Below are 25087 nucleotides of genomic sequence, written 5' to 3'. Positions count from 1 at the left end.
TTTCATCCTGGCCTAACGAAGAAAAAAGATAGTAATTAGAAAAAAATATTACTATCTTTTTTTAGATGCGTTTTCCATTTTATACTTTTTAATACGTTCGGCTTTCATCTTTTTTTCGATGTGAGCTCGCTTATTTTTCTGATTAATTTCCTTTATAACTTCTTTAATCTTTTTTTGATAACCAGGTTTAACTTTCTTCTTTATCGTAGCTAACTTTTTCTTAATCTCAGCTTCAGTTTTATAGTCAACTATTTTCTTTTTTGTTTTAAATTTAAAGTTAATAGGAACAAGGGTGTTATTGGTTACCTTTAAATGATGAAAAGGGATGTTTCTTTTTTCAAGTTTAGATAAATATTCATCTTGTTTTCCATCATAAAGAACATACGATTCTCCAGTATATTTTCCCCGACCGCTTCTTCCTGCTCGGTGAATATATCATTCAGATTCATTTGGTAAATCATAATTAATAACATGAGAAACACCATTAATATCAAGACCACGACTTGCGATGTCAGAACAAATAACATATTGAAAATGATTACTATTAATTTCCTTTAAAGTATTTTTACGTTCTCGCTCTTTTAAAGACCCGTGAAGAATAGTAACAGATCTTCCAAGTTCCTTAAAATACTTAAAAATTTCATCAACCTTTTTCTTAGTATTACAGAAGACAAGACAACAATAAGGATTGATTGTTTTTGTGATTATCGCAAGACTATGCAATTTATCATTATTATGAACAATATAATGCTTAATATTGTTATTAGTATATATTGATGAACCAGTATTGATGATTTTAGCACCATCAAAATATTTTTTAAGTTGGTTAGCAAGTAGATCATTGATAGTCGCTGAGAAGCATAATTTTTGTGGATCTATCTTACTTAAACTACTCATAATAAAATCAAGATCGTTAGCAAAACCAAGATCCATTAGCATATCAGCTTCATCATAAACTACCGCTTTTAAATCTTTAAAATTAAAAAGATTGAGACTGTATAATTCCCTTATTCTTGTTGGTGTACCAACTAAAATATGTGCTTCATCAAGTCTTTTGTTCATTTGTGTTTCCTTTGAAACACCACCAATCAATAATTTAACATTAAGGATAGAATAATGTTTCTTAAAGGAGGCCAGAACACTAAAAATTTGGCGAGCTAATTCACGGGTTGGAACAAGAATCAAAACTTGATTTTTCAATTTAAAATCAATGTTTGATAAGTGAGGAAGAAGGTACGAAAGGGTCTTTCCAGTACCAGTCGGAGCTATTGCTATTAAGCTTTCCTTCTTCATAATAGAAGAAAAAGTTTTTGATTGAATTTCAGTGGGTTTTTTAATGTTTAAATCAATTAGTGTTTCTTTAATCCACTCATTTAGTAATAAAAAATGGTTACTGTCCATTCTGTACCTCATTTACCTCGGTATTAGTTTTGTTTTCTATGTCATTAACTTCCTTATTTACTCCAACAATGTTGTTCGCTCATTTTGTCTTAAGAAGAAGGATGATACTGATAACTAATATTAATAAATTATTAAGTTCAATGATAAAGAAAACAACAACAACATTAATCCGTTCATTAGGATCTTCTGGAACATTAATGTTGGTTAGACATCCGATAATAATTAATCAAATAATAATTGGTAGAGTGTTAATCAAAAGAATAAATCGACTTCCCCCACCACGGATACAGAAATACATAACAGCCATTGGTGACTGTAACATTACAGTCATCATTAAAATTCATTCAAGATGTTGTGCGGTTAAAGCAATATTCTTAGCATGCTCAACGGATAGTTTGTTATTGATGTCAGTTGGAGGATTTAGAATGGGGTTAATAAAAAGAGAAATAATAAAAATAATTATACCAAGAACAATACCAACTACAATACTTCAATTAAGGATGATTTTTGTATTTTTCTTCGCAAGTTCTTGCTTATTTGCTCCGAGTTCAGCTATGACAAAAACAGAAACAACGACAGCGGCACCAGGCCAGACAAGTCCGGTAATTTGGACAAGCAATGCTACGGTTGAAATCGCATCACGATGGACAGCATTGTATCTTAAATAAAACATAATGATGACCGTAATCCCAACACTATAAGCAATCTCATTAACAATTATTTGTCAACCGTGTTTAAAAATTTCTTTAAAAACGGTCTTACTTAATTTTGGATGATTAAAGATGTGATAAGGTTTATTCTTTCTTACGGCAATGGTAATAAGAAGGATAAGCATATCAAGGAATCGAGCACCGATGGTAACATAAGCAACATTCCTAACCGCTTCCAGAGCGGTTGATGCATGAAATTTAATCAAAATAGGGTCAAGAATTATATTAAATAAAACGGAAACAATACTTGAAATGAGCGGGACAACCACGGCACGATCCTGACGAAGAGCATTAGCAATGACAAGTACAAAAGCAAGCGGAATTAGGGTGAGAGATAAGAAAAAGAGAAAGTTGGAAGCAAGTAGGTTAGTCATCTCATATGCTTTTAAACCTGCGATATCATTTGTATCAGGTAAATTATCACCAGCAAATAAATTAATCATTTGAGTTGGCACACTTAGATAAATAGACATAAAGGTAAGAGAGGCTATCATTGAAAATAGCATCATAAAATTAATACATTCTTTAAAGCGTTGATAATCTTTCTTACCGTAATATTGTGCTGCAAGAATGCTTCCAGCTGATGCGATCGCGAAAATAATTATTTCAGGCATAAACATTAACTGACTAGTAAGAACAGTTGCTGTTTTCGCGATTGTCCCTTGATTTTCTGGTGTAAAAAGTGCTAAAAATAAGCTATCGAAATAGTTTAAGGATGTAACAATAATAACTTCAAGGATCGCTGGAAAAAATAGTTTAGCGAGCTGTTTAATAAGATTTTTTGTACCAAATCTTTCAATAAATCAGGTTCGTGTTTTGGTCGGCTGATTAGCTTTCATAATAAGATAATAGTCTTAAAACTATGCTCCTGTACCTACAAGGTAGGTCATTTAAATGATATGAAAAAATAGTCAGTTTGTCGAGTCAAAGCGAAAAACAGACTGTTAGTAGACTATAAAAATTATTAACGATTCTTAAAAATAGATGCTCCTCGAGAAGTACCAAAACGGGTTGCTCCGGCTTTTAAAAAGACTTCTAAATCTTGATAATCTTTGATACCGCCGCTTGCTTTAATCCCTTTTTCATCCCCCAAAATAGACTTAAATAATTTAATATCGTGTTCAGTCGCACCACCTGTACTAAAACCTGTAGATGTTTTGATAATATCTGCATTAGATTCTTTAACAATTTCAGCTGCTAACTTCTTGTGTTCTTCATCAAGTAATGCAGTTTCAACAATCACCTTAAGAGTATGATTTGGAATAACACTTTTAACAGCATTAATTTCTTCAAGACAATAATCTTTATTGTTATTTAATAATTGGCTAATGTTAATGACCATATCAATTTCATCGGCACCATTTTTAATTGCGTCATGTGCTTCAAATTTTTTAGTTTCAATGGTATTACCACCAAGAGGGAAACCGATAACAGTAACTACTTTTACATTACTATTTGTTAGTAAATGTTTAGCATATTTCACAAAAGTTGGATTGACACAAACTCCAAAAAAATCATATTCAATTGCTTCATAACAAAGATTTTTAATATCTTCAAATGAAGTGTTTGCTTTTAAAATTGTGTGTTCAATTAATTTATTCAACGACATAACTACTCCTTAAGTTTAGATAAGATATTTTCAACACTAAATCCCATCTTCTTCATTAAGGAATTACCGTCAACGCTTTCTCCAAAATCTTTCGCTAAAATGAAATCAATTGATCTGGTATTTTTAAGTAAACGGTATCACTTAGCATCATTGCTCGCTTCAATAACCAAAACTTTTTTATTCGCAAAAAGCATGTTAGAAATGACATTAGAGTTTTGATTTAGGAAGGTATTTAATTCGAAGCAAGAAATAACCTTAACCTTACGGTGTTCTTTCTCAAAAAGAGTCCGAGCGGCTTCAAGAGCAAGTGAAACTTCAGAACCGGATGCAATTATTGTAAATTCATTATTTGAACTAAAACTAAACTGACTCTTTACAATATATGCACCTTGTTTAAAATCATTAGGAATATGTTCGTTAATAGCAGGAAGATTCTGGCGACTTGTAATAATACAGTGTGGTTTTGTTTTTGATTGATAAGCTTGAACTAATGCATATTTCAATTCATATTGATCAGCTACACGATAAACAGCTAGGTTAGGAATAGCACGAAGCATTCCTAATTGCTCGATAGGTTGATGAGTCGGCCCATCTGCTCCTACCGCATAAGAATCGTGACTAAAAACAAAAATATTCGCTAACTTAGAAAGTGCTGCTAATCTAATACCTGGTTTCATATAATCACTAAATGCAAGAAATGTTCCTGACATCGCTTTTAAACCACTATGATACATAATTCCATTAGCAATTCCAGCCATAGCATGCTCTCGAATACCAACCTTAACATAAGGTGCTTTGTGATTCATTTCAAAACTGTCTTCACCAATTTTTGTATAAGTTGAACGAGCAAGATCAGCACTTAAAACCATACAAGATTTAAGATGGTTTAACTGACCTAAATAATCTTTTAAATAAGCACGTGTACTTTGATTTAGTTTGGTAATTTTATTTTCATCCAATAATTGTTCTAAATTTTCAAAATTACCGTTAATATAGTTTTTAAATAATTGAGTTAATTCTGGTTTAGTTTGTTCGTATTGTTCAAGTAATTGTTCTCATTGGTCGTAAGCACTTTGTCCGCGAGCAACCACATTAAAATAAAAATGATCAAAGATTTCACTATGGAATTCAAAATTTTCAGAATGAAAATGTGATTTAGTGTGAAAATCATCAAGATCTTCCTTAGAAACTGAACCACCGTGTGCCATAAAAGAATTTTCTGATTTTAAATTTTCGCCAATAATTGTTTTAACTTCAATAAAAGTAGGACGAACATTTTTCTTCATCTTCGCTTCGGCAATTGCTTTAAAGATGTTTTCTGGGTTATTATCAACCTTGATGTAATTTCAATTCATTGAATGCATTCGCTCTTCAAGATTTTCAGTAAACACATCACTTACTTTACTGTCAAGTTGATAATCATTTGAGTCGTGAATCACAATCAATTTCTTAAGACCAAGTTTACCAGCTAGCGACATCGCTTCGTATGAAATACCCTCTTGAATATCACCGTCACCGACAACACAATATGTATAGTGGTTAACTAGTCCTTTTAATTCGCTAAAAATTTCACTAAGATATACCTCAGCCATTGCCATTCCCACCGAATTAGCGACTCCTTGTCCAAGAGGACCAGTTGATGCATCAATTCAGTTATTAGGAAGAGCTTCGGGATGCCCACTAACAATTTGTGACCCGTTTCTAAATTTCTTAATTTCATCAAGCGAAATCATATTAGCAAAATAAAAAACAGGATAAAGCGACATACATCCATGACCAGCACTTAATACCATACGGTCGCGATTAAATCACTTCGGATGATCTTTTGAAATGGTCATTAAACTTTTATACAAAATATAAAAAATTGGCGCTGCGGAAATCGCCATTCCCATATGACCTGAACCAGCATGGTTAATAGCCTGCAAAGCGAGAGAACGCATCGCATTAACATATCTATTCATATAAAACTCCTTGAATATAAAAACAAATAGTTCCGTATGGAGCTAATATTAGTAACTAGATTAAAGATTGTTCTTTTAGGACTTTATCGATTTTGCGAAGAGCATCCTGTTCGTCGTCACCTTCTGCAATTACTTCAATTTCTGTATTTTCCTTGATACCAAGTGCCATTACATTAATGATTGACTTAGCATCTGCGGTATGACCGTTGGCATTTATTTTGATGTTAGATGAAAATTCACTTGCTACATTGACAAGAAAAGTTATTGATTTAATAAAAACAGTTATTTCTACCTTAATTGTATATTTCTTCGATGTCATACCTTTTATCTTTACCTTGTATTTTTCTTAAATTATAAGTTATAAGATATCTTGTCGTAAATATTTTAAATGAATAAAAAAACCAGGCGAACCTGGTTTTATCAATTAATGGCGGAAACAGTGGGATTCGAACCCACGCGCCGCAGAACGACCTAACACCTTAGCAGGGTGCCCTCTTAACCACTTGAGTATGTTTCCAATCGACCTATAAAGTATACTACAATATAGATCATTAATCAATTTTAAAAAATAGTGATTAAAGGTTTTTTAATTTAGTTACTAAACTAATTTCATCAATAAACCCAACCGATGAGGCTTTTTGTTCACCATCTTTAAAGTAGAAAAGAGCTGGAATTGACTTTACTTGGAATTGACTAGCATAAGCCTCGTGGTGGTCAATGTTAATTTTAACAACTACAAATTCACCTTCGTTATACTTATCAGCCTTATCAATAATCGGTCCTAGTAATCTACAAGGACCACATCAGTCAGCATAAAAATCGATTAATACTGGTTTGCTACCAGCTTCTTTAATTATTTTATCAAGGCTTTGACCTTGTTCTAAATTAATAATCATAAAAAATCCTTAAATTTAGTAATCTATTTAATTTTACTTTATTATTTTTTATTTTTCTTAGTTTCTTCATTACGAATATAGTTACATTGGGGGAAGTTATTGCACCCAATAAAGAATTGGTTCTTCTTGTTTTTTCGTCTAATTAATTGTCCTTGACACATAGGACATTGTTCATCAAGGATATCGGGCTTATCAAGAGGTTCGGCATAAACACACTTCGGATACTGTGGACATGCAATAAATTTCTTTCGTCAACGCGACATTTTAATTACAAGAGTAGAACCGCAATTAGGACATAAACGGTCGGTTTCTTCATCCTTAACCTTTTCTATAATTTGGTAAGCATTTTTTACATCTTCATCAAACTGAGGTAGAAACTCTCTCAATGGTTCTTTTCAATTAATAAGACCACTTGCGACCTTATCTAAATTCGTTTCCATATCTTTAGTAAACTCAATTGAAATTACTCCAGGAAAGGCTTTTTGCAATTGAAGAATAATGTTAATTCCTAAGTCAGTCGGAATTAATTTACCTTCCTCTTTTGTAACATAACCTCGCTTTGTCCCAATTGTTGCCATACTAGCATAAGTAGAGGGACGTCCAACTCCGTTTTGTTTAAGAGCAGCAATCAAACTAGCTTCTGTGTAGTAGGGAGGAGGAAGAGTTTCTTTATTTATAATCTTTAGCGATTCTTTTGTAAAAACATCTCCAACTTTAGCTTCGAAAACATTATTATCTTTAAGAAATGCTTCCTTTTGCTTTTGATAAAAAGGCAATCTTCAGTATCCTAATTCATTGATAGTTTTATACCCAGAAATAAATTTATATCCTTTGTTATCAAAACGGACTGTATGTTTATTGAAGGTCGGTACCTTCATTAGCGAAGCGACTGTTTTAGTTCATATTAAGGTATATAGTTTAATAATGTCATTGCTAACTTTACCACTTAACATGGACGGTTCAAGTGAAACATCAACAGGACGAATAGCTTCGTGTGCATCTTGAATAGCAACATCTGGCTTGCTTGATTTTTTTTGCTTCTTCTCGGTAAATGGTACAATTTGATCTTTACCATAATATTTTTCAATATAGGTATAGGCTTCGTTTAAGAAATCTTCGCTAAGACGTTCGCTATCAGTTCTTGGATATGAAATTAAAGCTCGATGTTGCTCATCGATTTGTAATCCTTCAAACATCGTTTGAGCTAACAGTGTAGTTTTATTTGCAGATCAACCGAAATAATTAGAAGCCTGTTGAAGTAATCGGTCAGTCGTTAACTGGGCAACCGTATCACCTCGGGTTAGTTTAACTCCATCAACATTTTCAACAATAAAATTATCACTAAGTTCTTTTAAGATTTTTTCAGCATCAGCCTTGTTTTTTATTTTAATACTTTGATCTGATTCTAACTTTTCATTTAAAAGTTCGATGTTGTTATTTGGAAGACCCTGAAGATAAATCGGAATCTGTGTTTTTAGAGTACCATAAATTTCATATCATTCAACTTTAACAAATGAACGACGTTCAAGTTCTCGTAAAACAATGAAAAGGAGAGCAACGGACTGCACACGACCAGCTGATAAACCCTTTAAATTTCGTTGCACAATCGTCGATAATTTAAACCCAATAGCTCTATCAAAAACACGTCTTGTAAATTGTGCTCCAACTAAATTTTGGTCAATTTCATGTTTTTCGTTAATTGCTCGATCAATTGCTTTTTTAGTAATTTCGTTAAATGTGATTCGTTTTACCCGATCCTTAAGATCTTCTGGTAGTAAATCGTAGACATGTCAGCTGATTGCCTCTCCCTCACGGTCCGGGTCGGTTGCTAGTAAAATTTCATCCGCTTTAGAAGCTTCTTTTAAGATTTTACTAATAACTTCTTTCTTATTATTTTTTGCATTATCAATAATCGTTCATTGTAGGTCATAGGTAGTTGGATTATAACCACCATATTTTTTTAATTCTCTGATGTGTCCACCTGTTGCTAATACAATAAAGTTATTTCCTACATAACTCTGGATAGACTTTATTTTATTTGGTGATTCAACGACGATTAAACTTGATGACATTAGTAACCTACTTTTTTCAAAATATCAATTATTATATAGCATAAATAACTAATTACATAGAGAAAAGTTAGGTAAAAAGAAATTAACTAAGAAGGTTTGTTTGTCATAATTTCCTTGACATCATAAATCAATTTAGGGAAGATTGTCTTCTTTTTATTCATATCTTTATTTAATAAATAAAGGGTTGGCATTTTTGAACCATATTGGTCTAAAACATATTTATTAATGGTCTTAATATCGCGATCATCTCCGCAGAGTACATCATTCGAAATAGCACAACAAATTCTTTTAGTATCTTGATAAACTTGGATATTAATATGTTTATCTGGAATTTCAGTTAATAAGCAAACATTCTTTAATTCGAAATATTTCTTATTTAAATCAGAAAGTACTCCGCTTTTTGAAATCACAATCAATCTTGCTCTTAGAGCAATTAATAGTGTAATTAGATGTTGATGGTCATCATCATCAAAAACAACAAAACCATAGCCGTAAGACATTAGGAATTTTAGATCCTTTTCGTTTAGCGTCTTATACCTGTCGATTAACCATATATTCTTATTTTCAATTCAATTTATATTGTTTGAATAGTAAAGAATAAACGGTGGTTGTCTCAATTGTTTTAAACGGTCGGAATAATTAAAATCAGTAATGTCTAACATTCCAACTAGGTTGTAATCATGATTGATAACTCCACCCTTAACATGTTCACGGTTAAGAATAGCACTATAAATTTTTCTTCAATCACCTTTGTATTTATTTGCGAAATAATGTGTTAGTAAAAGCATAAAATATATCACCCATTTATTTATTCGCAAAAAAATGAAAAAATTAGAAATCAAAATTTATTTTTCCAATTTTTCCGTCAGCAACATCTTTAAAAATTGCTTCATATGCCCTGTTTAGATCAGACTCACCATTCGTTGTTTTATACTGAAACTTGTCGCAAAAGGTATTGATGAAAGAAACGAAATCATTATTAACATCCATTTGATAAAAGTTGAAGAAAAGATTCTTATAATTTTCAACCATGTAGTTAAAAAGATAGTGAATAATACTCTGCAAATCAATTACTTCTTTTTTTATTGTTTTTAGCAAACAAAGGATAATCCCTGTTTTTGTGTCGCTAACCTTTTTAAGAAAAACACCTGGAGTATCAAGAAGATAGAACATATCATTTACTTGCCGAATAGCAATGTTTTTTGTTACACCAGGGCGGTTTTCAGTTTTAAGAACTTTGTTGTTAGATAGAAAATTAATCAGTGTTGATTTACCTACATTAGGAAGTCCAACTACCATTCCCTTAAAAACCGGACAAATAAGACCTTTGTTTTTTAATTTTAGGATTTTTTCTTTGTTTCTCTGTTCTAGTTCTTTAATGATTTGTTGTTTAAAACTTTTGTTTTTAATTGTCCCTATAAGAATGTCAGGATAACTTTCTCTAATATCAGCAAGATCTTCTTTAAGAGCAATTCTTATTACTGGTTTGTTTTTAATAACATCCTGTAAATCAGGATTGATAGAAGCTTTGATGGAACGTGCATCCAGTACTTCGATGATAAAATCAACATCGTGGATTTTATCTTGAATCTCCGATGTTGTTCTCTTCATATGACCTGGAAACCAGTTTATTATTATTTTTTTATCCATAATTATAGTTTAGTTGAAATTCGATAATCATGATGGTTAACAAGGAGGGTAAAAAGTTCTTTTCAACTTTGTAAGAGCAAATCATCCTTTTTTGCAAAACAATATAGAGACAAGGTTAACTTGAATAAATAAGGTTTAGGATTTTTAAGTGGTTTTTTAGGGGCATAATAGTTTGTTTTATTAATGACAAAACTAATTACATCCATGTAAATAGTAAGCAAAATAACAGAAATTAAAAGCAAAATAAAAATTGGTGTAAAAACTGCAAGCAGGATAATAAAAGGATATGCTTTCAAATAATTAATGACATTTGGCGATTGATGATAAATAGAAACAACCACCATCGAAAAAAGGAAAACAATGAATGAAGCAAAAAAGAAGAGATAAATAAACAAAGGAATTAATTTGAATCGGTACACATTGCTCTTCAATAATTTTTCCCGAAGTTCAGTCAGTCTTGTATCCATTTTAATTTCCTTTATTTGCTTTATTAAACTTAATAAACTCTCTTGAGTTCTTAACTCGATAAGGTCGGTTCGGTACCTTATGGTGATGACGACAAACAGCTAAGTACTTTTCTTGACAACCAATCATTACCAGTTGGTCATTGTAATCTGCATTCTTATTATTAACCTTACGAAGAGAGTATGTCGCATCAGCACCACACTCAGTACAAACTGCAGAAAGTTTTGTAATTTGATCAGCATAAGTCATAAGACCACTCATCGGACCGAACGATTCTCCCCGAAAGTCTTTATCAAGCCCTGAAATTAAAACAACATAGTTGTTTTCTGCAAGTAGGTTAGCGACTTCAATTAAGTTATCATTAAAAAATTGGGCTTCGTCGACAGCAATCACCCGAACTATTTGCTTCGGGTCATGATTCATAATGTAATCAAGGATTTCGAATGGTTCTGTGATTTCAATACTCTTCATTGATTTACCATTACGGGATAGGATTTGATCGCAAGTTCTTGTGTCAATTTTTGGTTTGAAAACATAATAACCAACATCGGCATAATCAAATCGTTCAAGGCGGCGAATCATCTCTGTTGTCTTACCGGCAAACATTGGACCAACAATTAAATGGATGGAACCTAGTTCTGGGAAAAATGCATGTTTCTTAGCCATATTAGTCACCTTTGTTTATTTTGTTACATTAAATCGGAAGAAACAGATGTCACCATCCTGCATTAAATAGTTTTTGCCTTCCATTCTTACCTTACCATGTTCCTTAGCAGCGTGTTCTGAACCGTATGTCATAAGGTCATTGTAACTAACAACTTCTGCCTTAATAAAACCTTTTTCAAAGTCAGTGTGAATGATACCAGCACATTGAGCTGCATTCATACCATCGTGAAAAGTTCAAGCTCTAACTTCTTTTTTTCCAACTGTAAAATATGTTTTTAGATGAAGTAATTTATATGTAGTTTCAACAATTAAATCAAGACCTGTTGATGCAATATTTAACTCTTCAAGAAAAATTTTCTTACTTTCTTCATCAAGTAATGAGATTTCATATTCAATTTTCGCAGAAACCGGAATACAAACTGAACCATTTGCTTCAGCATATTCTTTTAATTTTACAAATTCGGTATTTTTAAGCGGATTATTAATTTCATCCTCGGCAATGTTACCGATATAGACCATTGGTTTAAGAGTGATTAAATTAAAACTACCAAGCATCTTCTTTTCAATTTCTGTTAATGGAACAGTGTTAGCAAACTTATTATCAAGAAGGGCATCGTTAATTTTTGAAAGCAATTCAAATTCAATTTTTGCTTCCTTATCATTAACCTGTGCTTTCTTTCTTATACGATCAATTCTTTTACTAATAATTTCAAGATCAGCAAGTACTAATTCCATATTAATGATTTCAGCATCATATACTGCATCAACTGCATTATGAACATGAGTAATATCCTTATCTTGAAAGCAACGGACAAGGTGACAAATCGCATCAACATCTCGGATGTTACTAAGAAATTGATTACCAAGCCCTTCACCTTTTGATGCACCTTTCACAAGGCCAGCAATATCAACAAATTTAAAACTAGTTGGAACTACTTTTTCCGGTTCAACCATTTTTTGAAGGTTATCAAGACGAATATCTTTTAGATTAACATAACCTACATTTGGTTCAATGGTTGCAAAAGGATAATTAGCCGCTTCTGCTCTAGAATTAGTGATTGTATTAAAAAGGGTAGACTTGCCAACATTTGGTAAACCTACAAAACCTGCACTTAAACTCATTAAATTACCTATTAATTTTCATTTCGATTAACACAATTAAATTGATGATATTTCTCAATAATGGTTTTTTTGATTGCTTCAACTCCGTCCTTTAAAACCTTTCTTGGATCATAATTTTTATTTCTATAAAGGTCATTTTGGTGTTGAACGAAGTAATTGTTAAGAGCACTCGCGAAAGCAATTTGACATTCGGTATTAATATTAATCTTAGCAATTCCAAATTTAATTGATTCTTGAATCATTTCAATCGGAATTCCGCTCCCTCCGTGCAGAACAAGTGGTAACATTAACTTATTATTAATTTCTTTTAATAAGCTAAAGTTTAAACCTTTTCAATCAACTGGATATATTCCGTGAATATTACCAATACCGCAAGCTAGCATGTCAATACCAGTTTCCTTCATTAGAAGACATTGATTAACATCAGCTAGTTCACCATCTGATGTTATACCGTCTTCTTCACCACCAATTCCCCCTACTTCGGTTTCAATTGAAATATTCTTCTCTTTTATATATTCGACAAGTTCCGTAGTTTTTAGAATATTCTCTTTAATATCTAATTTTGAACCATCAAACATAATGGAAGAAAACCCACTATTGATAGCTTCATAGCAATGCTCGAAATTACCATGGTCAAGGTGAAGCACAACAGGGATGCTAATATTCATATATTTCATTAGTGATGTCACCATATGATATATATTTTGATAGCCACCCATATACTTTGAAGCACCCATACTAACCGCTAGGATTATTGGCGAGTTAACAGTTTGAGCCGCTTCCAGAGCTGCTTTTGTTCATTCTAGATTGTTAATGTTAATCGCTGGGATGGCATATTTTTGTTCATATGCTTTCCTTATGATTCCACGAGCATTGACTAGACTCATACTGTTTAACTTCCTTTATATCACTCTTAATTATTTGCTTTATCGTTTAGATCTAAATCATCCGATTCAAGGTCAACTTCTTCCACTTCGTCATCAATTGGATCATCAGAGTTAGTATCTTTGTAGTCTTCGTCGTCCTCGTCATCATAAAGGATTGATGAAACTCCATCTTCATCGTCTTCGTCTTGATCTTCGATAACAATTTTTGTTTTCTTCGCTGATTTTACCTTCAGGTTAGAAATGTCATCAACTTCTTCGCTCATGTCTTCAGCATCTTTGTCTTTATAAAGACCTACTTCGTAAAGAGCATTGTTAATTTGGTTAATTTTATCAATTGTAAGTCATTCTCGAATGGTTCATTCCAAATCATTAATAAGGATAAAACGAGTATCTTGAAGAAGACCTGTGTAAAGTTCACCATGAATTTTCGACAAGTCTCCTTTTTTAATATCTCCTGACTTATTCAAAATATCTAAGATAGCTTGAAAAGTAAATGTTTTTCCTTTTTCATTGTCTGTTGGATTGCTAATAATTCCATTGTAAACTTTATCAATAATGTCATTCTTTGTCATATTTTTACCTACTCTATATATCTTACAAATTTTGTGTGGAATAAAACACTAGTTTTTTTGTTTGTTTGGTTTCATCATCATCCTTTTTAAGGATTTTAAAAATCATAGATTTATCTTCAAGTTTGCTAATGACAATCTCATTTTTTCTGTTGTAATGGTAAAGTTTAATTGGCATACTGAAATCATAAACAGCTTTATTTTGAGCCTCAAATTGGTGAAAATAATAATTATTTTGTTTATCTTTTAAATCTTTAAGATAAAAGCTTAAGTCGCCACGCTCAACGGTATTAAATTCCTTATTTTTAAGGAAATTTTTAGCAAGACGACTTAATATTTCATCGTCTTCATTTTGTAATTTTTCTATGATATAGTGAAATTCAAAATCATCAAGGTTAATGATATAGTCAAGAGTTCACTCTGTGTCATCAAGGAATGGTTTCAGTTTTTGGATTGATGAATCATCCTTAAATTGAAAATTCTTTTTATAAAGTTCTTTAAAACGTTGAAGAGTTAACTTCATAATTTGGTCGTAAGTAACACTCTTTTTGTTTAGGTAAATATTCTCAAAAGCTGCATACCGTCCAAGCAAAATGTGTTCAATAACATTTCAACTATATTTTGAAAAAACTAATTCATTTTTATAAATGATTGCTTTTTCAAAAATTAAATCGTAATCAATTTGTCCATAACTAGTTCCGGTGTAGTGTGAATCACGTTCTAGATAGTCCAAACGGTCACAATCAATTTGAGAAGAGATTAAATCAACCATTCATTTGTGTTTTGCTTTATGGTCAAGAATGTTCGCGACATCATATGGATCAAGATTATACTTTCTAAGAATCTTATTAACCTCTGATTGCTCGTCGACAATTATAGTTCTTCCGGCTTGCTCATGATTGTAATTAGTTGCTTCTTCAAAAGCATGGCTATATGGTCCATGCCCAATGTCATGAAGCAGAGCAGCGGCTACAACAACTTTCTTATAGTAGTCAATATTTTCTGTACATGAATCCACAAAGGTGATTTTTTCAATCATTTTTTTAGCAACTTCAAAAACACCGATGCAATGGACAAAACGAGTATGAGTAGCTGAAGGGAAAACAACTCATGAGTTACCAAGTTGTTTTACCCGATTTAATCGTCAAAACTCCTTAGTATTAATAATTTCACTAGCGAATTCATACTCTCCACTTAAGTTAATAAGACCATGAATAGGGCAACGAATAAAGTAATTTCTTTTGTTAATATCCATTATTTATCTCCGTTTGATAAATTATTTTCAAGGTTTTTCAATACTCTATCTTTTCCTAGAAAGAAAATAATTTTAGCTAATTCGGGACCATGCGAAACATTTGAAGCACCGATTCTAATCGTCATAAATAAATCTTTACCTTTAACCGATAGTTCCTTGCTTATTTCTTTAATTATCAACTTGATATTCTCTTCTACATACTGATTTAGATTTTTTATTTTTTCATAGAATAATTTGATGATTGCTTGAGCACGATCATTATGAATAAATTCTTTATCTTCGTCAGTCAAAAGTGGTTCAACCTTAAAAGTTTGATCAATTAACTCAATGAGATTATGTAAGCTGTAGACTTGGGGTTTAAATAGTAAAGCTTTTTCTAAAAAATATGGATCACTAACAACAAGTTGCTTCGTTAAATGATGACTTTTAACAAATTCAATAAATTCATCATTAGTAAGGTGATTTAAATAGCGGTTACCGAACCAGTTCATCTTTTTCATATCAAAAAAAGCAGGAGCTTTTGAGACCAAATTTAAATCAAAACTTTCAATTAATTTTTCCATTGACATTTCTTCAATGTTATCTCTTGGAGAAAAACCTAATAACGAAATAAAGTTAGTGATAGCATGTGGAAAATACCCATCATTCATATAATCACTGACAAATTGTTTAATAGAAAGATTGCGTTTAGAAAGTTTCTTGTTATTTTCATCAACAATAATTGAAAGGTGAGCGAATTGTCGCTCAGTCATCTCGTAACCAAGAGCTTCCATAATTGCTAGTTGATAAGGAGTATTAGAAATGTGCTCTTCACCACGAATTACATGAGAAATCTCCATATCGTGATCATCAACAACAACTGCAAAATTATACATAGCAATGCCATTTGACTTTAGGATAACAGGATCTGTTAGAGCTGTGCCCGGAATACTAATGTGTCCCCTAATTAAATCGTTCCATTCATAAGTTTTTTGGTCATCGATTTTTAGACGAACGACATAAGGTAAGCCATTTTTTAAACGCTCATCAATGTCTTTTTCAGTGAGTTTAAGACAATGACGTTTATATTTTGGGGTTGATTGAGTTTTTAAAGCGACTATTCGATCATGTTCCAGATCTTCCTTGGTACAAAAGCACCGATATGCTTTTTTTTCTATTAAAAGTTGATTAACTAATGAACGATATTTTTCTAGTTTTTTGCTTTGAATATACGGAGCATAGGAAGGATTCGGATTTCTTAGCGATTCATCCGGTTTAATTCCAAGTCAAGCAAGGTAGTCAAGCTGATCATCAGCACCACCTTCAACATTTCTTTCTATGTCTGTATCCTCAATCCGAATGATGAAGGAACCATTATTTTTTTTAGCATATAGATAATTAAATAAAGCTGTTCTAGCACCACCAATATGAAGAAAACCAGTCGGGGAAGGGGCATATCGTGTTCTTATTTTCATTATTTCTTCTCCTTATTTTTAATGCAGATGAATGAACTTCCAGCGCCTGATAATAAAGCAAAATATCCATTATTCGTAAGTTCTGTGTATTTATGTTTAATATTAGGATAAAGGGTAAAACAACTTTCTTGGAGATCGTTGTAAACATCTGGCATCTTTTTTCTCTTTAAATCATTGATAATTTGTCAATAATTATTTTTTATAACATGGTATTTATTACTATCAAATAATTCATAAATAAGTTTGGTGTTAACATTGATATCCATTAAGTGGATTTCGTATTTTAATTTAAAAAGTTTAGTTAAATCCTTTAATGATGTACCTGATTTGCTGACATAAGCAATCCGATAACCGCTTAGGAAAAACGGAATATCAGTGCCAAGTTCCTCAACGATTTCTTCAACATTAATATTTTTAATTTTTTCAATTTCCATAATCATTCGCATAATAGAGGCAGCATTTGAAGACCCACCACCAAGACCACCACCAATAGGAATTCTTTTTCTTATATTAATTTTAAAATAATCCTTAAAACAATATGTTTTGCGCATGTAATCTAACATACAGTAAACAAGTTTTGAATAAACAAAAATTTCTCCTGTTTCGTTATAATATCTAACTTCATCATAATTTCGATTATTAATGAAGATTTCGATGTCATCATATACCGAATCAAGCAGGATGAAAATTGATTCAAAATCATGTTTGCTGTGGTCTTTTTGCTTTCTAAAAACACTCAAACCGAAATTAACTTTCGCATATGATTTAATTTTCATACTTTACCTAATCTTCTAAGTCTTTTAAGAATTTCAGGAATGCAATAAAATCTTCCTTTTTTATACTCTCAGCTCTTATATTTTCATCTAAATTAAATGACTTGTAAAGTTTAGTAACTGATTCTTTTTTGTAAGCGGTAATTAAATTATTAAAAAGTTTCTTTCGCTTATTTAGAAAGCAAACACGAAGGAATTTTTCAATAGCAGTTAAATCAAAAAGAGATGTTGGTTGAATTCTGGTAAGTTCAATTACACTACTTTTTACTTTAGGGGGTGGAACAAAATTTTTACCGTCAACATTAAACAATAATTTAGCATCAAAAATAAGCTGAACAAGAACAGTAAAAGCATTATAACCTTTGGTCGAAACCTTTGCTGCAATTCGCTCGGCCATTTCCTTCTGCACCATTATATAAACATGTTGAATTTGCGGAACTTTAAGTATCTTTAAAATAATTTTCGAAGATATCGAATAAGGAAGATTAGCCACTACAGTCACAGGTTCATCCTTGTAGTAACTCTTCAAGATTTTTTCTAAATCAACTTTAAGTACATCATCGTTGATTAAACTTAAATTGTCATCGTTCATCGTTGTTTGAAGATGATCAAAAAGTCTACGGTCTAGTTCAATAGCAACAACTCTTTTTACATTTTTAACTAGTTCGCATGTTAAAGCACCAAGTCCGGGACCAATCTCAAGAATATTGCTGTCGGCTGTTAAATTACTCTTTGAAACAATATCATTAACAACTCTATTAGACGATAAAAAGTTTTGCCCCATTTTTTTCGATGGTACAAAACTTGATTTATTTAATTTATCCTTAATAATCTTTTTATCGTGCATCTTACTCTATACCTAATTTTGCAAGTTTCGAATTTATCCGTGTTGATGAATTCGCTCTTCGTTTCATAATAATTTTGTGAATAATCACACTTTGAAGAATTGTAAATAAGGCATTAAAGAACCAGTATAAACCAATACCGGCTGCAGAAATTGCAACAGTTACTGCAAGAACAATAGCGATGATGTTTTGCATCATTCTCGATCGTTTAAGTTGCTTTTGATTATTAGCACCTACTGTCGTCGCACTCTTATTTCTCTTTTTGGCAAGTCATTGTGGAATTTTTTGAGAAAGAATTTGAACAGGAATAATAATTAATAAGAAGAATAAGTATGGTCAACCTGTTGTAGAGAAGTTGCTAAATAACTCTGAAATTGGTGATGTAGTTAGGTCTCAAATACCAAATAAACTAATGAATTTTAAAGGACGTAGGATAGTCACGACACGGTAAATAATTAAGAAAATTGGTAAAGTAATAATCATACTCTCAAAAGGAGCAAGCGGTTTAATATTATGTTTCTTATAGAGTTCGCGAGTCTCCATTTGTTTCTTTTGACGAGATTGAACATCTTTCGCATCTTTATACTTTGCATTAATTTCCGCAATTTTACCTTGGATTTCAGAAATTCGTTCTGTTTGAAGGGTAGCACGTGCTGTAATTGCTAATGTAATAATCCGAATAATAAATAAGATAATAATTAACCCAAGAATCGCATTTAATCCTACCGGTCAATCCCTAGTTGCATACATAAAATGCAGCAGAATCTGAGCAATTGGTCAGACAAAAAGAGCATAAAATGGACCAAATGCAAAACTATGCTTATCCATTGGATACCATGGTCCTGAACCAGCATAAACTAGGTCATAACGAATATCATTAACTCCCTTAAGTGGATCAACTTGAAAACCCATTTCTAAACCATTACCAACTGTTGTTGAGTTAACGGTTCAGTGATCAGTTAGGTTTTGAAAGCAACCATAAAGTCCAATACCAAGGAAAAAGAGATAAATGATTGTTTTGAAAATTAGTCTTACTATTTTTCAAACTTTTTTTGCTTTTTCATTTTTACTTGAATTAGCTGACGAGGCATTATTAAAGTGCGAAACAGTAAAACGTAGTTTTGCAGCTTGATCTCTTTGTTCAATAACAGATGATCCCATTTACGCCTCCTTTGTCTTTAAATTTTTTGATATTTTATTTAAAAGTGTATTTAATCGTAAACATTTCTTCTCAAATTCAAAGCACTTATAGTTCGGTTTGATGATAATAACAATATCGACCGGGATATCATGTTTTAATTTAATAAACATCGCTCTAATCTGTCTTTTAATCCGGTTTCGATTAACGGCTAGTTTAAAGTGTTTTTTAGAAACACTAATCGCATACCGAATTTGACCTTCACTATTTTTTTGATAATACAAACTAAGGTCACTGGAATGAATTTTTTGATTTAATTTAATAATGTTTGCAATTACTCTATTTTGTTTTAAACTGGAAAGGTTAACCATTTTATCTTTCAGAAGATACTGTTAAGTTATGTCTGCCTTTTAAACGTCTTCTTGCTAAGACATTTCGTCCGTTCTTAGTGCTCATACGAGCTCTAAAACCATGAACCTTAGCACGCTTACGGTTATTAGGTTGAAAAGTTCTTTTCATAATACACCACCTTTGTTTTTCAAAACACTTTTATAATTTTAACATTTATATTAATAAATAAAACATTAATTATAATCGAAACTTCTTTGCTTTTTAAATTTACTAGCAAAACTAAAAATGTGTTTTACCTAAAAAAACGGTAAAAAGCTTTCTATCTGTTTGATATTTCAAAAATACACCAACCTTTTCAAGGTTATTAATTAATATTGTTTATAATTTTAAAATATGGTAGACAAAAAAATATTTTCGCTATTTGAGACTGCATACAAAAATATTTCATTTAATCTTCTTGACTCAGAGGTTTGGACAATTTTAAAAGCAATCCAACCACAGAATCTTGAATTCAACGATGGTGTTCTTACCATCGTTGTTGCAAAGAAATTAGATGAAATGATTTTGAAGGATGCAAATACTTTTTATATCCTTAAAAAAAAGATAATTGAAACTTTCTCAAAAAATGAAATATCAATTGCTAATATAACCATCATTGACCAAAATAATTTGTTGTTAGTTAAAACGGGATACCTAAGCCCAGAAAGTAAAAACGAACATAAAATAAATGGTTTTACTAATAAATTGTTAGAACATAATTTTGATAATTTTGTAGTTACTGATTACAACAAATTTGTCGTTGGAACTGTCCAAAAAATGTTCGATAAAAGTAACCGTTTTTATAAAAATCAAGTTTTGTTTATCCACGGCCCGGTAGGGGTTGGAAAAACTCATTTAATCTGTGCCGTTGGTAATGAATACCACAAAAATAATCCTAAAAATTTAGTTTACTATATTGAAGCAAATGATTTTACCAATCGATTTATTAAGGCATCTGGTACATCGTCAAGTGCAGTTGAAGATTTTAAACAAGAATTAATGAAAGCTGATTTATTAATTATTGATGACATTCAAAACCTGAAACAAAGAGAAACTTTTGCTAATTTGTTTTTTACCATCTTCAATGAGATTACTAAAAAAAATGATGGCAAAATAATTATTACCGCAGATCGTCCACATTTAGAATTAAAAGGGTTAACCGATCGTCTTGTAAGTCGTCTTGGTAGTGGTTTTTTTACAACAATGGGTTCACCATCAATCGATGATGCAAAATCAATTATTAAACAATGAATTAAACATCAATCAACAAAAACTTTTACCGACGATGCTATTGATTTAGTTGCAAACTACTACCATAAAGATATTCGTCAAATGATTTCCTTTCTTGAGAATACACTTCTTTGAAGTGAATTAGATGAAACCGAACAGATTGATAAAACTTTCATCATTAAAAAAGCAAGCGAACAAAACCTAATTCTCGGAATTAATGATGTCGAAAACATTACACCTGAATACTACCTTGAACAAATTGCTAAAATGACTAACATCAAAGTCGAATCATTTAAATCCGACTCAAGAAAAGCTGATATTGTTTTCGCACGTAATATCCTTGTTTATGTCTTGTCAGAAAAATTGAAACTCACTTTGCAGGACATAGGTAGTTTTCTAGGTGGAAGACGACACACTACTATAATGCATGCTAAAAACCAGGTCGTTGAGTTGCTAAAAAATGGTGGTGAAGATGGGAAAATTGTTGCTGAAATAATTGCTAAATTAAATTAGATTAGAAAAAAATCTTATTTTAATATATAATAATTTTTATGATTTATAAACAAGGAGCACAACAAATAATGAAAGATATTCATCCAAATATTCACCAATGTACTTATAAATGTGTAACTTGTCACAAGGAATTTTTAATTAATACTGCTAGTAAACAAAACGAAGTATTAATCGAAGTTTGTTCAGGTTGTCACCCTTTTTATATTGGTAAACAAAACGCTTCAACTACTCTGCGTGGTAGAGCTGAAAAACTTAACACAATGTTCCAAACTGGTCTTAAGAATGTTAATGCTAAACCAACTAAAAAAGAAGCTGTGAAAAAATCTAAACCAAAACAATCTCTATCAAGTTTATAAATCTTTTTGTCTTTATTATTATCAATAACAGGTTATCCTGTTATTTTTTATTATCATATGAATAAATAACTATTAGGTGGACTATGGAATATAATAAGAAACTCTTTGAGGCAATAAATAAGGTATCGGTTAAGAATGAAGAACTAAATAAGGAGCTTGAAACTTGTACTGATCACAAAAGAATGCGAGAAATTAACATTCAATTAAAAAGAACGAAAGATGTCGCTGAAGCTTTTAAACATTACCAAAAACTAATAGAAAATGGTCTAAACGACGAAAAGATCTTAAAAACCGAAAAAGACGACGAATTATTAATGTTAGCACAAGCCGAACTCGATGAAATAAAGGAAGAAATACCTAGGATAGAACATGAATTAAAAATTCTGCTTCTTCCAAAAGACCCAAATGATGATAAAAATGTTATCGTGGAAATGAGACCAGCAGCTGGTGGAGATGAATCATCAATTTTTGTTGGTAATATGTTTGACCTTTACCGTGCTTTTGCAGAAGCAAATAATTGAAAAATGAAAATTATCGAAATGTCACCAAGTAGTGTTGGGTTTAGTTTTATTAGTTTTATGATTTCAGGTAATGAAGTTTACTCACGGATGAAGTTTGAGTCTGGTGTTCACCGAGTTCAAAGAGTTCCCGCTACCGAATCTAAGGGACGGGTTCATACATCAACTATAACTGTTGCTGTACTTCCAGAGCAAGATGAGGTCGATGTCACAATTAATCCTAGCGATTTAAGAATCGATACCTACCGAGCTTCAGGAGCTGGTGGCCAACATGTAAATAGAACCGAAAGTGCTGTTCGAATTACTCACATCCCAACAGGAGTCGTAGCGGCTTGTCAAGAAGGTAAGTCGCAAATTGAAAATAGAGAAACTGCAATGAAGATGCTACGATCTAAATTATGAGAAAAGGCACAAGAAGAACAAAATGCCGAATTTTCAAACTTGCGGCGTAACCAAGTTGGTACTGGTGACCGCTCTGAAAAAATAAGAACATACAATTATCCACAAAATCGAGTAACTGACCACCGAATTAATTTAACCCTAAATAAACTAGATCAAATAATGCTTGGTGATATCAACGAAATTATCGATGCATTAATCGCTGAAGAGCAAACATCATTAATTAGTAACTTGGGGATTTAATGACTATCATCGAGTTAATTAGTAATGCAATTACTACTCTTGAAAAAAACGGTATTGATTCTAAAAATGCTTATCTTCTTTTTTATTCTTTACATAAAAATATCAAAGATAACATTACATTTATAAGTCAAAGAAACACAGAATTAGAAACCGATTTTATCCATCTTTACCAAACTAAAATTGATGAACTTCTAGAAGGAAAAGCATTACCAAGAATAACCAAAAAAGTCACTTTTAGTAACAATAATTTTACTGTTTATGATGATGTCTTTATTCCGCGTGTAGAAACAGAATTAATTATTGAATTTGTCGAACAATTTAGAAAAATTAATAAAGTTAATTTTTCTAATGCAGTTGACATTTGTGCAGGAACTGGTGTTATTGGTATTTCATTATTAATTAATAAATTAACTACTCATCTTACCTTAATCGATAAGAGTGAAAAAGCTATTTTAAATATTAAGGAAAATTTAATTTCATACTCTCTGGAAGCGGATGTTATTAAAACTGATTACAAAGTTTTTCTTACAAATACTAAATTTAAATTTGATCTCCTTGTTTGTAATCCTCCTTATATTAAGAAGGATGATTTGACTTATCTCGACACCACTCTTTTAAAAAATGAACCACTAGATGCTCTTATCGATTTTAAAAGTAACTCAGGTATTTCATATTATCAATTTATTATTGAACAAATCCCAAATATTATGAATGACCGATTTTTAATTGTTTTTGAAATCGGATACGATCAAGAGCTGGTATTAACTGAGTTACTAAAATCGATGAATGTAAACTACAACTATTATTTTTTAAATGATTATAATTATTTAGTTAGATTGCTAATCATACATAGTAACAATTATGAAAACATACAAAATTACTGACATTACCAAGATGCACGAAATGCTTCAAAATAATGGATGTGTCTGCATTCCAACGGACACCATTATGGGACTTCTCGCTAAAAACGAAGATATCATTTACTCGATAAAAAAAAGGGATAGAAATAAAAAGTTAGTCCTTTTTGTCAAAGATTATCAGTTATTAAAAAACCTAACCGTCGAACAAGAACAATTTTTGAACTTGTTTTGACCAGGACCTTTGACCGTAATTAAAGATGGGATTTCATACCGAATGCCAAATTGTCCATCCATCCTAAAATTAATTGATAAATTAGGTCCTCTTTACTGCAGTAGTGCAAACATCACAAACGAAAAGCCAGTGCAAAATACACAAGAAGCTATCTTTAAATTTGGTAGCAATTCAAAAATTCTTTATATAGAAGGTAAGCAGAAAGTTGACCTTCCTTCAACCATTGTTGACATTGATAAATGGGAATACATACGCAAAGGTGAGAAGGTCGAACTTATTGATGAATATATCAAGGAACTAAAAAGTCATGAATAAAAAAATAAAAATTTTTCTAGGAAATGATCATGCGGCTTATGAACAAAAAGAGGCTATTATCAAGTTCTTAACTAATAAAGGTTACGATGTAGTTGACCTAGGTGCTCATCCAAACGAAGGACGTGTTGATTATCCTGATTATGCCTTCCTTGTAGGAAATGCTGTCAACAAAGAAAAAGACTCACTCGGAATTCTTCTTTGCGGTTCTGGCATTGGTATGTGCATCGCTTCTGGAAAAGTTAAAAATATCCGTCCTGCCTTGCTTTACAATAAGGAAGTCGCTAAACTAGCAAAAGAACATAACAATGCAAATGTCATATGTTTCGGTGTTAGAAACTTTTCTGTCAATGAAATAAATGAAATGATAAATAACTTTCTCGATGCTCATTTTTTAGGTGAACGTCACGAGGAACGAATTGAGAAAATTGAAGATTTTGAGTCCAAAAATAAATAGACTTTGAATGTTTTAATAACAATATTTTTATAATCATTATATTTTTATTGTTTTTTTTAACCTTTTGTCATAATATTAAAATGAAAATATAAAACAAAAAGGTG

At 31.5% G+C, this 25087-nt stretch carries 27 protein-coding genes and 1 tRNA gene; 6 read left to right on the top strand and 22 right to left on the bottom strand.

Annotated elements, in window-relative coordinates:
- Positions 1 to 51: 51 nt before the first annotated feature.
- From T416_RS0100525 to rpmH, 22 genes are all read right to left on the bottom strand, one after another.
- Positions 52 to 1413, bottom strand: coding sequence for a DEAD/DEAH box helicase (locus tag T416_RS0100525; protein ID WP_031488888.1), 1362 nt, complete (start codon positions 1411 to 1413; stop codon positions 52 to 54).
- A complete protein-coding gene (locus T416_RS0100520) occupies positions 1391 to 2950 on the bottom strand; it encodes an MATE family efflux transporter (RefSeq protein WP_031488887.1) in 1560 nt (519 codons plus the stop codon). Before T416_RS0100520 ends, T416_RS0100525 begins: the two co-directional genes overlap by 23 nt.
- A 125-nt stretch (positions 2951 to 3075) precedes the next feature.
- Positions 3076 to 3720 carry a deoxyribose-phosphate aldolase gene (gene deoC, locus T416_RS0100515; RefSeq protein ID WP_031488886.1) on the bottom strand — a complete coding sequence of 215 codons (645 nt, stop codon included), beginning with the start codon at positions 3718 to 3720 and terminating at the stop codon, positions 3076 to 3078.
- Positions 3721 to 3722: 2 nt separating this feature from the next.
- Complete coding sequence (locus T416_RS0100510) at positions 3723 to 5681, bottom strand: transketolase (protein ID WP_031488885.1); 1959 nt, start codon at positions 5679 to 5681, stop codon at positions 3723 to 3725.
- Positions 5682 to 5736: 55 nt separating this feature from the next.
- Entirely contained in the window at positions 5737 to 6000 is a 264-nt protein-coding gene (locus T416_RS0100505; protein WP_031488884.1) for an HPr family phosphocarrier protein, read from the bottom strand.
- Between the two features lie 109 nt (positions 6001 to 6109).
- Positions 6110 to 6198, bottom strand: a tRNA-Ser gene (locus T416_RS0100500).
- 58 nt (positions 6199 to 6256) lie between these two features.
- On the bottom strand, positions 6257 to 6577 hold the full coding sequence (gene trxA / locus T416_RS0100495; RefSeq protein ID WP_031488883.1) for a thioredoxin: 321 nt from the start codon (positions 6575 to 6577) through the stop codon (positions 6257 to 6259).
- Between the two features lie 41 nt (positions 6578 to 6618).
- Positions 6619 to 8649, bottom strand: coding sequence for a type I DNA topoisomerase (gene topA, locus T416_RS0100490; RefSeq protein ID WP_031488882.1), 2031 nt, complete (start codon positions 8647 to 8649; stop codon positions 6619 to 6621).
- Positions 8650 to 8735: 86 nt separating this feature from the next.
- Positions 8736 to 9437, bottom strand: coding sequence for a hypothetical protein (locus T416_RS0100485; protein WP_031488881.1), 702 nt, complete (start codon positions 9435 to 9437; stop codon positions 8736 to 8738).
- Between the two features lie 43 nt (positions 9438 to 9480).
- A complete protein-coding gene (gene ylqF, locus T416_RS0100480) occupies positions 9481 to 10299 on the bottom strand; it encodes a ribosome biogenesis GTPase YlqF (protein WP_031488880.1) in 819 nt (272 codons plus the stop codon).
- A gap of 2 nt (positions 10300 to 10301) precedes the next feature.
- Positions 10302 to 10766, bottom strand: coding sequence for a hypothetical protein (locus T416_RS0100475; RefSeq protein ID WP_031488879.1), 465 nt, complete (start codon positions 10764 to 10766; stop codon positions 10302 to 10304).
- 1 nt (position 10767) lies between these two features.
- Positions 10768 to 11430, bottom strand: a complete 663-nt coding sequence (locus tag T416_RS0100470; protein ID WP_031488878.1) for a thymidine kinase — start codon at positions 11428 to 11430, stop codon at positions 10768 to 10770.
- Between the two features lie 15 nt (positions 11431 to 11445).
- Positions 11446 to 12552, bottom strand: coding sequence for a redox-regulated ATPase YchF (gene ychF, locus T416_RS0100465; RefSeq protein ID WP_031488877.1), 1107 nt, complete (start codon positions 12550 to 12552; stop codon positions 11446 to 11448).
- Between the two features lie 11 nt (positions 12553 to 12563).
- On the bottom strand, positions 12564 to 13439 hold the full coding sequence (fba, locus tag T416_RS0100460; RefSeq protein WP_031488876.1) for a class II fructose-1,6-bisphosphate aldolase: 876 nt from the start codon (positions 13437 to 13439) through the stop codon (positions 12564 to 12566).
- Positions 13440 to 13465: 26 nt separating this feature from the next.
- On the bottom strand, positions 13466 to 14011 hold the full coding sequence (rpoE, locus tag T416_RS0100455; RefSeq protein ID WP_031488875.1) for a DNA-directed RNA polymerase subunit delta: 546 nt from the start codon (positions 14009 to 14011) through the stop codon (positions 13466 to 13468).
- A 22-nt stretch (positions 14012 to 14033) separates the two neighbouring features.
- Positions 14034 to 15263 carry an HD domain-containing protein gene (locus T416_RS0100450; protein ID WP_031488874.1) on the bottom strand — a complete coding sequence of 410 codons (1230 nt, stop codon included), beginning with the start codon at positions 15261 to 15263 and terminating at the stop codon, positions 14034 to 14036.
- A complete protein-coding gene (gene gltX, locus T416_RS0100445) occupies positions 15263 to 16717 on the bottom strand; it encodes a glutamate--tRNA ligase (protein ID WP_031488873.1) in 1455 nt (484 codons plus the stop codon). Before gltX ends, T416_RS0100450 begins: the two co-directional genes overlap by 1 nt.
- Positions 16717 to 17493, bottom strand: a complete 777-nt coding sequence (locus T416_RS0100440) for a 4-(cytidine 5'-diphospho)-2-C-methyl-D-erythritol kinase (RefSeq protein ID WP_031488872.1) — start codon at positions 17491 to 17493, stop codon at positions 16717 to 16719. Before T416_RS0100440 ends, gltX begins: the two co-directional genes overlap by 1 nt.
- A gap of 7 nt (positions 17494 to 17500) precedes the next feature.
- Entirely contained in the window at positions 17501 to 18337 is an 837-nt protein-coding gene (gene rsmA / locus T416_RS0100435) for a 16S rRNA (adenine(1518)-N(6)/adenine(1519)-N(6))-dimethyltransferase RsmA (RefSeq protein WP_051675840.1), read from the bottom strand.
- 1 nt (position 18338) lies between these two features.
- Positions 18339 to 19496, bottom strand: a complete 1158-nt coding sequence (gene yidC / locus T416_RS0100430) for a membrane protein insertase YidC (protein WP_031488870.1) — start codon at positions 19494 to 19496, stop codon at positions 18339 to 18341.
- On the bottom strand, positions 19497 to 19844 hold the full coding sequence (gene rnpA / locus T416_RS0100425; protein WP_051675837.1) for a ribonuclease P protein component: 348 nt from the start codon (positions 19842 to 19844) through the stop codon (positions 19497 to 19499). It lies immediately after the preceding gene.
- Position 19845: 1 nt separating this feature from the next.
- A complete protein-coding gene (gene rpmH / locus T416_RS0100420; RefSeq protein ID WP_031488868.1) occupies positions 19846 to 19992 on the bottom strand; it encodes a 50S ribosomal protein L34 in 147 nt (48 codons plus the stop codon).
- A gap of 225 nt (positions 19993 to 20217) precedes the next feature.
- On the opposite strand from rpmH, the gene T416_RS0100415 reads away from it, so the two are divergent.
- The 6 genes from T416_RS0100415 (at position 20218) to T416_RS0100390 (ending at position 24983) form a co-directional block, all read left to right on the top strand.
- Entirely contained in the window at positions 20218 to 21606 is a 1389-nt protein-coding gene (locus tag T416_RS0100415; protein ID WP_031488867.1) for a DnaA ATPase domain-containing protein, read from the top strand.
- Positions 21607 to 21674: 68 nt separating this feature from the next.
- A complete protein-coding gene (rpmE, locus tag T416_RS0100410) occupies positions 21675 to 21962 on the top strand; it encodes a 50S ribosomal protein L31 (protein ID WP_031488866.1) in 288 nt (95 codons plus the stop codon).
- A gap of 83 nt (positions 21963 to 22045) precedes the next feature.
- Positions 22046 to 23122, top strand: a complete 1077-nt coding sequence (prfA, locus tag T416_RS0100405; protein WP_031488865.1) for a peptide chain release factor 1 — start codon at positions 22046 to 22048, stop codon at positions 23120 to 23122.
- Complete coding sequence (locus T416_RS0100400) at positions 23122 to 24039, top strand: HemK family protein methyltransferase (protein WP_031488864.1); 918 nt, start codon at positions 23122 to 23124, stop codon at positions 24037 to 24039. Before prfA ends, T416_RS0100400 begins: the two co-directional genes overlap by 1 nt.
- A complete protein-coding gene (locus T416_RS0100395) occupies positions 23984 to 24529 on the top strand; it encodes an L-threonylcarbamoyladenylate synthase (protein ID WP_031488863.1) in 546 nt (181 codons plus the stop codon). Before T416_RS0100400 ends, T416_RS0100395 begins: the two co-directional genes overlap by 56 nt.
- Positions 24522 to 24983 (top strand): RpiB/LacA/LacB family sugar-phosphate isomerase, encoded by a 462-nt coding sequence (locus tag T416_RS0100390; RefSeq protein WP_031488862.1) that lies wholly within the window; start codon positions 24522 to 24524, stop codon positions 24981 to 24983. The genes T416_RS0100395 and T416_RS0100390 overlap by 8 nt, the downstream gene beginning before the upstream one ends.
- Positions 24984 to 25087: the final 104 nt, after the last annotated feature.

This window comes from Ureaplasma canigenitalium ATCC 51252 (assembly GCF_000712165.1).
Lineage (GTDB): Bacteria > Bacillota_I > Bacilli_A > Mycoplasmatales > Mycoplasmoidaceae > Ureaplasma > Ureaplasma canigenitalium.
Note: the sequence above shows the minus strand (reverse complement) of the source record. Positions and strands in the feature narration are given on the sequence as shown.